10 protein-coding genes and 1 pseudogene are annotated in these 14474 nt (G+C 42.6%); 5 read left to right on the top strand and 6 right to left on the bottom strand.

Annotation, left to right across the window (positions count from 1 at the left end; genetic code table 11):
- Nucleotides 1-416 precede the first annotated feature (416 nt).
- Nucleotides 417-3086 (bottom strand): annotated as a pseudogene (locus tag V7L01_RS01985) (beta strand repeat-containing protein); the annotation flags it as partial.
- A gap of 837 nt (nt 3087-3923) precedes the next feature.
- Here V7L01_RS01985 and V7L01_RS01990 point away from each other — a divergent pair.
- The 3 genes from V7L01_RS01990 (at nt 3924) to V7L01_RS02000 (ending at nt 7249) form a co-directional block, all read left to right on the top strand.
- A complete protein-coding gene (locus V7L01_RS01990) occupies nt 3924-4409 on the top strand; it encodes a M67 family metallopeptidase (RefSeq protein WP_335031433.1) in 486 nt (161 codons plus the stop codon).
- Nucleotides 4410-4548: 139 nt separating this feature from the next.
- Complete coding sequence (gene moeB / locus V7L01_RS01995; protein ID WP_335031435.1) at nt 4549-5721, top strand: molybdopterin-synthase adenylyltransferase MoeB; 1173 nt, start codon at nt 4549-4551, stop codon at nt 5719-5721.
- A gap of 328 nt (nt 5722-6049) precedes the next feature.
- Complete coding sequence (locus tag V7L01_RS02000) at nt 6050-7249, top strand: MFS transporter (RefSeq protein ID WP_335031437.1); 1200 nt, start codon at nt 6050-6052, stop codon at nt 7247-7249.
- Between the two features lie 56 nt (nt 7250-7305).
- Here the strand turns inward: V7L01_RS02000 and ftsH4 are convergent, their stop codons facing one another.
- The 4 genes from ftsH4 to V7L01_RS02020 form a co-directional block, all read right to left on the bottom strand.
- Entirely contained in the window at nt 7306-9189 is a 1884-nt protein-coding gene (gene ftsH4, locus V7L01_RS02005) for an ATP-dependent zinc metalloprotease FtsH4 (RefSeq protein WP_335031439.1), read from the bottom strand.
- A gap of 91 nt (nt 9190-9280) precedes the next feature.
- Nucleotides 9281-9466, bottom strand: a complete 186-nt coding sequence (locus tag V7L01_RS02010) for a DUF2949 domain-containing protein (RefSeq protein WP_335031440.1) — start codon at nt 9464-9466, stop codon at nt 9281-9283.
- A 342-nt stretch (nt 9467-9808) separates the two neighbouring features.
- On the bottom strand, nt 9809-9943 hold the full coding sequence (locus V7L01_RS02015) for a hypothetical protein (RefSeq protein ID WP_335031441.1): 135 nt from the start codon (nt 9941-9943) through the stop codon (nt 9809-9811).
- Nucleotides 9944-10425: 482 nt separating this feature from the next.
- Nucleotides 10426-10866, bottom strand: coding sequence for a TOBE domain-containing protein (locus tag V7L01_RS02020; protein ID WP_335031443.1), 441 nt, complete (start codon nt 10864-10866; stop codon nt 10426-10428).
- Nucleotides 10867-11249: 383 nt separating this feature from the next.
- Between V7L01_RS02020 and V7L01_RS02025 the strand changes: the two genes are divergently transcribed.
- Nucleotides 11250-12047, top strand: a complete 798-nt coding sequence (locus V7L01_RS02025) for a hypothetical protein (protein WP_335031445.1) — start codon at nt 11250-11252, stop codon at nt 12045-12047.
- Nucleotides 12048-12156: 109 nt separating this feature from the next.
- On the opposite strand, the gene V7L01_RS02030 is transcribed toward V7L01_RS02025, so the two are convergent.
- On the bottom strand, nt 12157-12711 hold the full coding sequence (locus V7L01_RS02030) for an acireductone dioxygenase (RefSeq protein WP_335031447.1): 555 nt from the start codon (nt 12709-12711) through the stop codon (nt 12157-12159).
- A 210-nt stretch (nt 12712-12921) separates the two neighbouring features.
- Here V7L01_RS02030 and V7L01_RS02035 point away from each other — a divergent pair, with 210 nt between their 5' ends.
- The gene (locus V7L01_RS02035; protein ID WP_335031449.1) at nt 12922-14367 is read left to right on the top strand and encodes a deoxyribodipyrimidine photo-lyase, 8-HDF type; all 1446 of its coding nucleotides are present in this window, start codon (nt 12922-12924) and stop codon (nt 14365-14367) included.
- The last annotated feature ends 107 nt before the right edge of the window (nt 14368-14474 follow it).

A 14474-nucleotide genomic window follows, 5' to 3' on the forward strand; every position in this document is an offset into this window, starting at 1 on the left:
GGATTTGTAATTCTACATCCATTGCCCTGCTTACCTTCCAGAGTTTTTTCTTTTAATCCTTTTATTAAGAATACTCGGAAAGTGACATAAGAGGGTTATACATAAATCTCTGAGTGAGCCGATATATCTTCCTGTTTGAACGCAGTGATGCCTAAGGCAGGCTACGCCTACGCATAGTGATGTATTGTATCTAAGCAATAATCGTTATAGTCGATCTAAGTTATGAACGCAGACATAATCAGAGTTAGCCAAGAACACTTGCTCTCCCATCCGCACCTATGCCGAAACCTCAGGAACCAAACCCAACATCTACTCTCTGTTAATAACAGTAATTACATTGAACCATCAAATGGAAGGTGCTATTTTAAGTACCTCCCATTCCGTACCGCTTAGTGATACTAGAGCGTTAATCGGGATTAAACAACCACAAAATTGTTTTTGGTTAGTGACGATCCACTTAAAACTTGTGCAAATTGTACCTGAGTAAAGGCACTGGCACTGCCATCTTGGTCAAAGAACAATGCACCTGTAATGTTGTTGTAAATAAATCGCTGAGTGCTATTGGTTGCAGACGATCCAAGAGTAAACTCACTAGCTGAGAGCGAACCGATTGATAACCCGCCACCAAAACCAGCAGCCGATATTTGAATCAGTTCATTAGTCGCGTTAAAGTCATAAAGTCTATTAACACCTTCGTTGAAACTACTGAAAGCAAAGGTATCAATACCAGATCCTCCATAGAGGGCATCATTACCGTTGCCACCTATGAGGTAGTCATTGCCATTCCCACCTTTGAGGGTATCATTGCCACTATCGCCCCCTTTGAGCGTATCGTTGCCATTGCTCCCCAGAATGTAGTCATTGTAGGCTGTACCTGAGATATCTAATCGTTCGATATTCTTGTAGCTAACCCGATTCGTGCCTACCGTAATTGAGCCAACGCTAGTAGCAGCATTGAAAGTCGAAGTAATTGCGCTACCCTCGCTAGGATCGTAATACGAAACGCTCAACAAATCGTCACCTGTCCCCCCATCTACCGTATCATTGCCACCATAGCCCACAGAGAGAGTATCATTGCCATTGCTCCCAGTAATCAAGTCATCGTAGCCTGTACCTGAAATTACTAATTGTTCGATATTTTTGTAGTTAATCAGATTCGTGTCTACCGTAATAGATCCAGTGTTAGTAGCAGCATCGAAAGTCGAAGTGACTGCCCCAGCAGGGTCGATAGACGAGACGTTCAACAAATCGTTACCTGTCCCCCCATCTACTGTTTGAGTTGCTAAGGAAGAGGGAGAAGGATATAAGACCAAAGTGAAAGAATCATTGCCATCCCCTCCATTGAGGATGTTATTACCAAATACGGTTACGGTATAGTTTTCGTTGTAGCCAGTGGCAGACAGAAAATCATTGCCATCTCCGCCATTGAGGATGTTATTGCCTGTTGAATAGACAGCATCCAAGGTATCGTTACCAGCGCCACCATTGAGGGTGTTATTGCCGGAGGTAAAATAGTTGAAGCTCTGAGCAAAGTTAGAGAGAGAATCATTGCCATCCCCTCCATTGACGAGGTTATCGCCTTTTGAAGAGGCAACACTCAAGGTATCGTCACCAGCGCCACCATTGAGAGTGTTATTGCTTGAGGAGCCAGAGACTGAGAGATTATCATTGCCATCACCCCCAGAAAGTAGGTTATTACCTGTTGAACCAGCTATCAAGGTATCATAACCAGCACCACCGTTGAGGATGTTATTGCCTGTCGAAGAGCCAGCATTCAAGTAATCATCACCAGCACCGCCAAAAATCGTATCATTGCTATAATTTGTAAAATCACCGCTATTATCCGCAAAAAGTAAATCGTCACCATTGCTCCCCACAATATAGTCATCATAGGTTGTACCTGTAATATCTAATACTCCTATATTCTTGTAGTTAACCTGATTAGTGCCCGCTGTAATCGAGCCAGAGTTAGTAGCAGGATCGAAAGTCGAAGTGATTCCTCCGTTAGCTTTGGTATAATATATACTTAAAGAATTGAAACCTATCCTTCCATCTACTGTTTGAGTTGCTAAGGAGGAAGAGGCAGTATCTGGGGCAGACAAAATGAAGCGATCGCTACCATCTCCTCCATCAAGGGTGTTTCTACCCTGGGCTTCATAGGCGTAAAAGTAGTTATCGCCATCTCTGCTTGAAACCGTATTGTTGCCAGTAGAGAAACTAATATCAAGGTAGTTATTCCCTGTATCTCCCCTGATGATGTTATTTCCGAAAGAATAGGAAGCATCTAGGGTATCATTGCCATCTGCACCTGAAGCCGTATTGTTGCCAGTAGAGTACTTAATATTAAGGTAGTCATCCCCTGTATCTCCACTGAGAATGTTATTTCCAGAAGAATAGGAAGCATCCAGGATATCATTACCTACACCACCAATAAGAGTATTGTTGCCCGTACCACCCCTCAAAAGGTCATTGCCACTCTTACCGTCGATTTTGTCATTACCTCCCTGACCATTAACGACATCATCTGAGTTGTCTAAACCCGTAATGTTGTTGTCGAGGTCATTGAGGAAAGTTACTGTATTCTTGATGCCCAAGCTAGTATCAGTAGAGTTGGCATCGAGGACATTAAAATTGTCTGTGATGCTAGTTTGCCCATCAAACAAGATATTACCAATGGCTGGTTTTGTACCAGAAGCTTTCAGGTTATCTAAATTTTCTAATTTGAAGTTTTGCAGGATGACTTTTGTACCATCTACCCCTTGAAAAGTGATTTCTAGATTATTACCATTCTGGGTGAGTAGCAGATTTCGGGCAGTGAAGTCAGCACCAAGGAATTTGATAGTGTCCACTCCGGCAATTACTGCTGCTGTTGGGTTTGTTCCTTTACCTACCCCACCAAAATCGATGATGGTATCAATGCCATTGCCCAAGTTGTAAACAAATTTATCCTTGCCGCCTCCACCAGTCAAGGTGTCGTTGCCTTCCTTAGCTGTGATGGTATCATTACCTGCAAGACCCTTAATTGTGTCTGCACTGTTAGTGCCCAGTAGGGTATCATTCCCGTTGGTTCCAATGATATTTGCCATTACTTTTTCCTGTCTAAATCGATTTTTTCAGTAAATTAAATTTTCAAGTTGCAGTTAGTGCTTTTTGAGGGCATAAAAATTCGCCGAATGTGACATTTCGACATACTTTCATAGCACCATTGAGGGTTCCGAATTTTTTTGGAAGATTCGCCCTTGATTGGCTTGCAAGTAGTACTTATCCAACTATCTCCAACTATTTAAGTTCTAGGCTCTGGACAAATTCATAAACATGCGGATTCACAAAAACAATTAGTTTCAGGCTTCTTTCAATCATTATTCATCAGTAGCCCCGGCTAGTAAAAACCGTAGGCATCGCTGAAAAAAAGTTGAAAAATCAAGCTTGAATGCCTGAAACCCACAGTCCATAATTTGGTTGATGTAAATGTGTAAATCTACTTGATAGGGCATAAAATAAGGAATCTTTATTTCCTTGTTCTAGGCTATTGCCCGTTGATGTTTAGCTTGAAAATAGGAAACATCTAAAATAACTCTATAATAACTAAATACTGAATATTTACTTAGATGTCTATATTTTAATAAAATCTTTGCATACTCTTCATATTATTTGCTGTTAAATGTACGCATAACTACTGAGCTTTATGTATTCTTTATATTTTGATGGTCAAATAATTTGCAGAAAGCAGCAGGCAGGTAGATGTCCGCAGGAGGGATAATAAAATACGTATTTTTTTTAGCGATCGCCTGGGTTGGAGTAAAGCAATGCTGCGATCGAGAGCAAGCGATCGCAGCGATGCCTGGGTTGGGTTACGCCTAAGCTAGGATCGAGATAAAAGCAGTGCATAACGATATTAAATTGCTAAAATTACAAACGCAGACATGATCCGACTTAGCCAAGAACACTTGCAAATCATCCGCACCCATGCCGAAAGCACTTATCCAGACGAATGCTGCGGTATAATTTTAGGGTATTTGGGGACTGAGGGCAAAATTGTGCTAGAAATTATGCCAACAGAAAATGTTTGGAATACAGAAGCGGCGGCTGAGTTTCCAGGGGAACGCACAGCAGAAAGTAAAAAACGGCAATATGCGATCGCACCGGAAGTTATGTTAAAAACACAAAGGGAAGCACGCGTTAGCGAAGCTCGTCGCGGTAGCGAGGTTCGCTCACTCAACATTATCGGCATTTTTCATTCCCACCCAGATCATCCTGCTATCCCTTCAGAATGCGATCGCCTATACGCTTGGCAGGGATACTCGTATATAATAGTTTCCGTCCAAAACGGTAAAGCTGGAGAACTCCAAAGCTGGAGCCTTGATGATACTCATCAGTTTCAAGCAGAGGCAATTGAAAATATAAAATAACTGGCTTAGTTTAAAGACAGTCACTCGTAGCGGTTTTAGCCGCCACTACGGATGAAAACTCGTCTTCCCCCTCTCTCTATCTCCATAGGAGATACAGTTTTTCGATAGGATTAATATTCTGTCCCAGATCATAACTGCTATGCTCAATCCTAATCTGGATGAAATCCAGTTGACCAAAGACGATTACGAACGCTACTCCCGACACCTGATTTTGCCGGAAGTAGGACTAGAAGGACAGAAGCGCCTGAAAGCTGCCAGCGTACAGTGTATCGGTACAGGTGGATTAGGTTCACCACTACTTTTATATTTAGCTGCGGCGGGTATTGGACGCATCGGGATTGTCGATTTCGATGTTGTCGATACTTCCAATCTGCAACGCCAAGTAATCCACGGTACATCCTGGGTGGGTAAACCCAAGATTGAATCGGCAAAAAACCGCATTCACGAGATTAACCCCTATTGTCAGGTTGATTTATACGAAACCCGCCTGACTTCCGAAAACGCCCTGGAAATCCTCGAACCTTACGATATCGTAGTGGATGGTACTGATAACTTCCCCACCAGATATCTAGTTAACGACGCCTGCGTATTGCTGAATAAGCCCAACGTCTACGGTTCAATTTTACGCTTTGAAGGGCAAGCTACTGTATTTAACTACCAAGGTGGCCCCAACTATCGCGATCTTTTCCCAGAACCACCACCACCAGGAATGGTTCCCTCTTGTGCAGAAGGTGGCGTATTGGGGATTTTGCCAGGAATTATTGGTTTAATTCAGGCAACCGAAACTGTCAAAATCATTCTGGGACAAGGTAACACTCTCAGTGGGCGGTTGCTGCTATACAATGCCCTAGATATGAAATTCCGGGAGTTGAAGCTGCGTCCTAACCCGATTCGCCCAGTGATTGAAAAACTGATAGACTATGAAGAATTCTGCGGGATTCCACAAGCTAAGGCAGAGGAGGCAAAACAGCAGATGGAAAGTCAAGAAATGACCGTCAAAGATTTGAAGGAATTGCTGGATAGCGGTGCAAAGGATTTTGTACTGCTAGATGTCCGCAACCCTCATGAGTACGACATTGCCAAGATTCCTGGTTCGGTGTTAGTGCCCTTACCAGACATTGAAAATGGGAATGGCGTGGCTAAAGTGAAGGAAATATTGAACGGTCACCGCTTAATTGCTCATTGTAAGATGGGCGGGCGATCGGCAAAAGCCCTCGCCATCCTCAAGGAAGCCGGGATTGTTGGGACGAATGTCAAAGGTGGAATTACCGCTTGGAGTCGAGAAATCGATCCTTCAGTTCCAGAGTATTAACAAGAGAGGCAGGAGGCAGAAGGCAGGAGGAATACTAGCCTCTGTTTTCTGCCTTGAGCAGAGCGAGTTTGCGGTTTAAGTCCCCACTTCCCATCTCCTGATGACCTTTTTGGAATTAAAAGTTAAAAATTAAAAATTATTCTATTTTTAATTAATTAATTTTGCTACAGAGCTAACAATGATAGATAGCGTAGTGTTAGCGAGGCCACGTACTCCTGCAAAGAAGCAAGCTAGGCGTAGCGTCTCGTAGAGAGCGGCTTGAAATTTTTAATTAATAATTTTTAATTTTTAATTGGAGCGTTCGCGCAGCGTCTCGTAGAGAAGCGACTTGACTACCTCAAAATCTCATCTCAATATTTTATGGGTGCAAGTTTGGGTGTTAGCAGTAGTGCAGGGAGCAATTACTCTCACTTGGTTAATTTATAATATATATCTGCCACAACTTTTGACTCAGTTTGGTTTTCCCGCCTCATTGGCAGTTGCTTTGGTGTTAGTCGAAAATGCCTTTGGTGCGGTGCTAGAACCATTGATGGGTGGACTTTCAGACCAAGCTAGACGCTGGGTAGGAACTCGGTTTCCCTTCATTTCAGTAGGTATGATTTTGGCATCGGCTTTGTTTATTGCTATACCTTGCGTTGTAAGTTTGATTCCACCTACTACCGTGATGCGATCGCTCTTACTTATAGTATTGGTAGCGTGGGCATTGGCAATGACAATATTTCGCTCTCCAGTTATGTGCCTGTTGGGAATGTATTCTACACCAGCCCAGTTGCCTTTAGCAGTCAGTGTTATCACTTTGGCAGGTGGTGTAATTGGGGCTTTTAGACCGATAAGCTACAAGTTTATTCTTAGCTTAGGGCCAGTTTATACCTTTGCGATCGGTTCTTTTGTGATGCTGGGGGCGGCGGCTGTGTTGCGGTTAGTTAATCCTCCAGAAGCACCAGTGGATGAACATCAGGCAGAAACGGTAAAGTTGCCCTTAGAGAAATTGGCTTTGATTTTAGTAACTGGTTTCGGTGTCGCCTGGGGTATCCGATTTCTGATGGATGTCTTGGGCAAAGTACTAAAAACGCAACTGAATACTGATAATGTTGATGTGCAAATGGTTTGGATTGGAATAGCGATCGCAATTGCCAGCATACCAGCAGGAATCTTCGCCGTCAAAATTGGGAATCGTCAAGCAATGCTTTGTGGGATCTCTGCAATCATTCCCTCGTTACTGATAATGATATCTGTGGGCGCACGAATTCCAATAATTGTAGTAATCGTTGCTGGCTTTAGTTTAATTGTCAATGGAGCAATTCCTTTTGCTTTAGGGTTGGTACCCCAGCAGTGGGCGGGATTAGGAATTGGAATGTATTTTGGTGGGTTCGCTTTAGCGATGAGTTTGTTTGGCGTCCTATTTCCCCAACCGCAAGGGATAACACCTTTTGTCGGTGCAGTTGGGGGTGCATTGGCATTTTTCCTAGCTGGTATTTGCATTGCGGTGAGTGGCATTTCTGAAACGCACAGGAACGCAGAGGTTTAACGCAGAGGTACGCAAAGTTGTTCTCTGCGTACCTCTGCATTTAAAATTCAACCTAATTATGCGATAGAATCAGCAGTTGTTTTAGCTACAGGTTTAACCTGACTCAGCAGACTGTGCAGTTTTTCGCCTTCAATGACTTCTGTTTCCAAGAGTTGAGTAGCGATCGCTTCTAGCAAGTCTCGATTCTGTCTGAGAATCTCTAGGGCTTGTTCGTGGGCTGTTTCCACGATTTCCTTGACTTCGCTATCAATAGCTTTCGATGTGTCTTCACTCACCGCCCGCCGGGGATTAGCGCCACCATTACCCAAAAACATCGATTGTTGTCCTTGTTGGTAAGCTAATGGCCCTAAGACTTTGCTCATACCATAAGATGTTACCATCCGTTCTGCCAAGTCAGTTGCTCGTTGCAAATCGTTGGAAGCACCTGTTGTAATACTGTTAAACACAATCTCTTCGGCGGAACGTCCACCTAACAGAGTCGCAATTTGACCCCGCAGTTCCTCTTCATTCATCAAAAAGCGGTCTTCAGTTGGTAATTGCAGAGTGTAGCCCAAAGCTGCCATCCCACGAGGAATAATCGAAATTTTTTCTACGCGACCGTTTCCTGTGGTTAGCGCCCCGACCATTGCGTGACCAACTTCATGGTATGCAACTATCTTTTTCTCAGTCTCGTTCATCACGCGACTCTTCTTCTCTAAACCAGCAACCACCCGCTCAATTGCTTCAGCAAAGTCTTCTTGAGCAACACTTTCACGGAGATTACGAGCTGCTAATAAAGCAGCTTCGTTAACCAAGTTTGCCAAATCTGCACCAGCAAAACCAGGAGTACGAGTAGCGATCGCTTTTAAATTTACATCATTTCCTAATTTTACCTTTTGAGCGTGAATCTTGAGAATTGCTTCACGACCAGATAAATCGGGACGGTCTACCAATACTTGGCGGTCAAAGCGACCTGGACGCAGCAATGCGGAGTCAAGGCTTTCGGGGCGGTTAGTAGCTGCTAGTACAATCACCGTTGCATCACCAGCCGCAAACCCATCCATTTCCGTTAATAATTGGTTGAGGGTCTGTTCTCGCTCATCGTTACCACCGTAGAAGCCGTTACTGCTACGAGATTTACCGATCGCATCCAATTCATCAATGAATACAATACAAGGAGCTTGTTTTTTCGCCTGCTCAAATAAATCCCGCACTCTGGAAGAACCGACACCGACAAACAATTCTACAAACTCCGAACCAGAAATACTGAAGAATGGAACTCCTGCTTCTCCTGCTACGGCTTTCGCTAAAAGTGTCTTACCAGTACCCGGAGGGCCAACCAACAACACACCTTTGGGAATCCTAGCGCCAATTTGCGTAAACCGCGCCGGAGTCTTGAGGAAATCTACAATTTCCACTAACTCAGTTTTCGCTTCTTCTACCCCAGCCACATCTGCAAAGGTGATTTTAGCGGATTCGCCTTCAACGTAAACCTTAGCTTTGCTCTTACCAATAGAAAGCGCACCTTGGGGGCCACCGCCACCACCACGGGCGAGAAAGAATTGCCAAATACCAATAAAAATCAGTGGTGGAATCACCCAACTTAAGAGGGTTGTAAACCAAGTATTCTTGGGTGGTGGTGTAGCAGCGAATTCAACTCCCTTTTGTTCTAGCAGTTTGGGTAACTCTAAATCAAAGATTGGTGTTGTTGCAAACACCTGGGCCGGCTCGGCATTTTCTGCTTTTAGTTGGTAAATAATCTGGTTTTGACCAACGGAAACGCGGCTAACTTCGCCTTCTTGTACTTGATGAATAAATAAGCTGTAGGGAACACCTGTAGGGCCAGAAGCAAATAAACCAGGCAAAAATAAATTTAAAAGCAGGAATAGCCCTGATACTGCCAGTAATATATTAGCAACGATCCGAAACCGAGGTGACTTAGGCTGTTCTTTAATTGCCATTGATGTTACCAATCCTTAGAATGAAAACTGTTGAGAATCTGACTTTCTGGGAAAGTTCGTTATTTACCATCGGAATAGTTAAAGCAGCAATTTATACTGTTTCCAACCAATCAAAAATTTGGGCTAATTGATCGAGTGTTACCAGTCCGTACTGCCAAAGGGTCATGGCCAGGAAGTTGGGGGTCTGCTCGCAATGTCGCAAAGCAAGAGAAATTGCTCCACTAGGTATGCCTAACTCTTCCTTTAAAAAATGCACCAATTGATCTATAGCTTTCATCGCAATGTTAAAGAATATTAAATAAACCTTATTTCTGAGAGAGCTTGACTTGTGTGATGTAATGTCCAAGCTGCATCGCAAAGTCGTTCAGTTTGTCTTGATTGTCAAGGATACTACTGGTTCTCATAATTTCTCCCATTTAGCAATGTTTGTTTGCAGCATTTTTTTATTTATGTAACTAAACTTAACAATTAAATTAATCTTTGGGAACTAACGAGCAAATACGGTTTACCGTACTCAAAAAATTAATACCACTTGAAATGAGAAAAATTTAGTGAAGAGAACGCTGTCAAAGAAGACGCAGAGATTGTGAAACCCAAAGAAAAATCCGGCGTTGCTGAATCAAGGGATGATTCTTGTAGGGTGGGCGACACGAGCGCCCTGAAATACAAGTGACGGGCAAGATGCCCATCCCACAAAACTAGCAAAATCATCCCGCAAATATGCAACGCCAAAAATCCCTATGTTCTCTTCCATATTCCGTGTTACGTTCATTTTTCACCAATGATTTCTATCTTTAGATAGATACGTACACAATCTGAGAAAGCGATATTTACAACGAGCTACGCCTACAGAAAAACTTTACTTTACATGTAATAAAGTTAACTATAATTTTACCAGAATTACATCTAGCCTAATGACGCTACTTAATATATAACGAATGCTAAATTGTTCTTGAAAAAATCTAAGTAGTCTTGTAGAGTGTATTAGCAAAACGTAAATGATGCCGTACTTTCTGCACTAACACACCCTACGTGGATTTAAAAAATCAAATCGGAGTCCTCTAGGTTAATCCCTAAGCAATGTTTATTACCACTTGATACATCTGCGTAAGCGTAGCCCATCGTAGGCATTGCATAAACTATAAATACTCAATTTATCTTGCATCTCTCCAAAATTAAAAATGTTAGTGATGATAATTTATCCTCTTAATAGCTAACGTCCAAAATAAAGTATTTCTATTCTCTAGCAATGACAATATCGTTAGACTTAATGACTGCATAAGCTTCTTTTCCCTCAGATAGTTCCAACTCTTCTGCGGAAGCTCTGGTGATAATCGAGGTTAATTGTACTTTATGAATAATCTCCAGAGTCACCTCACTATTAACTGCTCCATAAACGACTCGTTTAACGACACCTTTAAGAATATTCCGAGAGCTAACTTTTAGTGATTTCTTTTGAATACTACTTTCTATTTCAGGCTTTTGAGCGTAAATATCTTCTTCTTCCTGATGAGTTGGTGGTGATATTGGTGCTGATGAGTGCTGATTAAGACTACGCACGAGTTCTCGCAGAATCTCAGTTTTGGTGCGTTGAGACTGTTCGCAGAACTCCTCTAGAATCTTCCGCTCGTCCTCTGAGGTTTGAAATGTGACCCATCCTTGTTCTTTTCTTGGCATAATATTATCAATTTTGGTTATCTTGGTAAAATTCTACCAAGTATCAATTCGATATGTCGTTTTAGTAATAACATTTTTTTTGTCAGGATTTTCGATTTTTTTAGCGAAAATTAATCAACTTATCTCATACAGATAAGTACATAAATATTTATTTTTTTGTAGGTGCAAAATATTTTGTTACTTGAAAATGTCTAATCACTACATTTAATACCAACTAGGATGGTATAAGATTGAGCTATAGTATTTGTTGAAATAGCTATATTTACCACAGGCTACGCCTACCCAAGGTAATCTGGCAGAAAATTCCGCTGGCGTAGGCGTAGCCCGTCGTAGACATCGCGTGAGTGCCGTAGGATTATTTAACGTGAGTTCACAGCCGGGGGATGAAACACCTAAAATCGCGTTCTCAAGACCTGCGGAGTTTATTTGAGAACAATATCACCATTGAATACGTGGCAGAACCCCTGAAAGCTATGCCAGCTGATGCCGAGGTTAAAGAAGTCTTGCATTGGATGCAGGCACAAAATTTTGATGTTATCGGCGTTGAAACGGGAGATATTATTAGCGGTTATGTAGAACGCTCTAGTTTGATTCAAGGCAAAGAAGGCAAATGTGGCGACTATCAACGAGTGTTTCATCCCAAAGAACTAATAGCCGTTTCCACCCCACTGATGAAATTGCTACCCATTTTGCAACAAACTCCGCGATTGTTTGTCTTGGACTGCAATCAAGTAAGTGGGATTGTTACCTGTGGCGACTTGCAGAAAGCACCCGCGCGAATGCTACTGTTTGGCTTGGTGACCCTGCTAGAAATGAATTTGCTGCGGTTGGTGCGGATTTACTATCCCCAAGATTCCTGGCAAAAAATCCTCAAACCTGAACGCCTAGAAGTTGCTCAACGGCTATGGCGAGAGAGCCAAGAAAGAAACGAAGCTACCGATTTGTTAGATTATTTGCAATTCTGTGATAAGCGAGAGTTGATTTTAAATCAACCAGAACTTCTCCAGCAACTAGGGCTAAAGTCCAAGCGGTTTGGCGAACGCTTCCTCAAGTCTGCGGAACAGCTGCGAAACCGATTAGCTCATGCCCAAAATTTAGTTAGTGGTTCCTCTTGGACAGAGTTGATTTCTCTAGCAAAGGAAATGGAAACGCTGTTAATTCTCTGTGAAGAAGTTGAGTGAATTTTTCAGCAATACCATTATTTAACTATTGTGTCAAGTCCCGTGCTGTGGAGAAATCTAAATAGTGCTTCGCTCAAACCTTGTAATTGCGATCGCAAAATATTGAGCTTTAACGCGGCTTGTTGAGCGAATCACTCACTTGAGTTCCTGTATAATTGGGAACCCAACCTTCGGCAACCGCAAAATAGCGTACTCCTTTGAAATTCAACGATGCAGTTGGGCTAGACCAATGCTCAACGCCGGCGGGGATGTAGAGATAGTCTTGTGCCTGAACTAAAAGCTGTACCTGACTGCCATCAGGTCGCACAAAGCCATAGATCATTTCTCCTGCCAACACATAGAGGGGTTCAGCGGCAGGATGAGTATGGTAACGCCCGTAGGTTGCTATCAGGTGGTGAAGATTGAAGGAACCTGGATGCACATTCAGTAAATCACACCAGATTGCGCCATTTTCGTACTGAATAAATTCAAAGACGCTGTTATGGAGTTCTACACAATAACGTTTTTCGGACTCAGTTAAAACGTCCTGGGCTAGCAGATTGGGGAAGAGAAGCGACGTTCCTGGGTCGTAGTGTCTGAGTTGAATGCCAAGAGGGGCAAGTTCGCGAGTTATTTCGCCTAAATCGCTCTCAATCGTTCCGTCGTCAAGTAGTAGGTTAGCCATGACAAAAAGACTAATTAACTGTTAAGAAGAGTATACTCAATTTCGATCTAAAAAGCCACTATTCCCGACTGACAAACCGGGGTTTAATTTTTTAGTGACTCCTGTTAATTCACTCCCAATCCCCATTCACAGAAGAAATTTATCGCCAGAATGATGCTATTGGCACCACTAGCATCTAAGCTAGTACGGGTGAACTATATGTAATATGGAATGTCTGACTTAATTCTGTTTTGGCATCGGCGCGATTTACGCATTTCTGACAATACGGGACTGGCTGCGGCAAAACGGCAGAGTCCGAAAGTGGTGGGCGTGTTTTGCCTCGATCCGAATATTTTGGAACGGGATGATGTTGCTCCTGTGAAAATAACTTATATGATTGGCTGTTTGCAGAAACTCCAAGAGAGATATGCCGAAGTTGGTAGCCAGTTGTTAATACTCCATGCCGATCCTGTACAAGCGATACCAGCTTTAGCAGAGGCAATAAATGCCAAAGCTGTTTTTTGGAATTGGGATGTAGAACCTTATTCACAAGAACGCGATCGCACTATTATAAATGCCCTCAAAGAAAAAGGCATTGAGTTTCTTAACCAAAACTGGGATCAAATTCTCAACTCCCCAGATGAGATCCGCACTGGTAGTAATCAACGTTATACAGTTTACACCCCCTTCTGGAAAAATTGGATCGCCAAACCGAAGAGCCAGCCAGTAGAAACACTACAAAATGTTGAAGGGTTAACAGAAGCTGAACAAGAAATTGCTAAACATGCAGGAGCGATCGCATTACCTTCAGCAAAAGATTTAGGATTTATTTGGGATGGAGAATTGATTATTTCACCGGGAGAGGCGGCGGCGCAAGAACGGCTAGAGGAATTTACTAATAAAGCTATTACTGAATATCAAGAACAGCGAAATTTCCCCGCAGTTGACGGAACATCGCAACTGAGTGCAGCTTTGAAATTTGGTGTAATTGGCATTCGCACCGTTTGGCAAGCCACGGTAGAAGCATTAGAAAACAGCCGCAGTGAAGAAACAGCAGTTAATATCCGCACATGGCAACAGGAATTAGCTTGGCGGGAGTTTTATCAACATGCAATGTATAACTTCCCGGAATTAGCTGATGGTGCTTTCCGCGACACCTTTAAGAATTTTCCTTGGCAAACTAACGAAGAACACTTCCAAGCTTGGTGTGAGGGGAGAACTGGCTATCCCATTGTGGATGCAGCAATGCGCCAGATGAATGAAAGTGGCTGGATGCATAACCGTTGTCGAATGATTGTCGCCAGTTTCCTCACCAAAGACTTATTAATTAATCCCCAATTGGGAGAAAAATACTTTATGCAGCACCTGATTGATGGTGATTTATCTGCCAATAATGGCGGTTGGCAATGGAGTGCTTCTAGCGGCATGGACCCCAAACCTGTACGGATTTTTAACCCAGCCAGTCAAACACAAAAATTCGATCCAGAAGGGGAATATATTCGGCAATGGGTATCAGAATTGCGGTCTGTAGATACAGAATATTTAGTTACTGGGAAAATTCCACCTTTAGAACGTCATGCTGTTGGCTATCCTGACCCAATTGTGGATCATAAAATACAGCAACAGCAGTTTAAACAGCGTTATCAACAGCAAAAAATTCTTAGTAGTAGTGAGTAAAATTGTTAGTTTTTTAATGTTAATTTAGAGTTGATATTGTATCATAGGCGTTGCTGAATCCAGGTATAAAAATAATTTTGCGTGATTTCAAAACCCTTGTAGAGACG

Source organism: Nostoc sp. (assembly GCF_036917095.1).
Taxonomy (GTDB): Bacteria; Cyanobacteriota; Cyanobacteriia; order Cyanobacteriales; family Nostocaceae; genus Nostoc.

What these genes read in the sequence shown, in the direction of transcription:
- V7L01_RS01990 (WP_335031433.1), top strand. Translation starts at nt 3,924, where the DNA reads ATGATCCGACTTAGCCAAGAACACTTGCAAATCATCCGCACCCATGCC.
- moeB (WP_335031435.1), top strand. Translation starts at nt 4,549, where the DNA reads ATGCTCAATCCTAATCTGGATGAAATCCAGTTGACCAAAGACGATTAC.
- ftsH4 (WP_335031439.1), bottom strand. Translation starts at nt 9,189, where the DNA reads ATGGCAATTAAAGAACAGCCTAAGTCACCTCGGTTTCGGATCGTTGCT.
- V7L01_RS02010 (WP_335031440.1), bottom strand. Translation starts at nt 9,466, where the DNA reads ATGAAAGCTATAGATCAATTGGTGCATTTTTTAAAGGAAGAGTTAGGC.
- V7L01_RS02015 (WP_335031441.1), bottom strand. Translation starts at nt 9,943, where the DNA reads ATGGAAGAGAACATAGGGATTTTTGGCGTTGCATATTTGCGGGATGAT.
- V7L01_RS02020 (WP_335031443.1), bottom strand. Translation starts at nt 10,866, where the DNA reads ATGCCAAGAAAAGAACAAGGATGGGTCACATTTCAAACCTCAGAGGAC.
- V7L01_RS02025 (WP_335031445.1), top strand. Translation starts at nt 11,250, where the DNA reads ATGAAACACCTAAAATCGCGTTCTCAAGACCTGCGGAGTTTATTTGAG.
- V7L01_RS02030 (WP_335031447.1), bottom strand. Translation starts at nt 12,711, where the DNA reads ATGGCTAACCTACTACTTGACGACGGAACGATTGAGAGCGATTTAGGC.
- V7L01_RS02035 (WP_335031449.1), top strand. Translation starts at nt 12,922, where the DNA reads ATGTCTGACTTAATTCTGTTTTGGCATCGGCGCGATTTACGCATTTCT.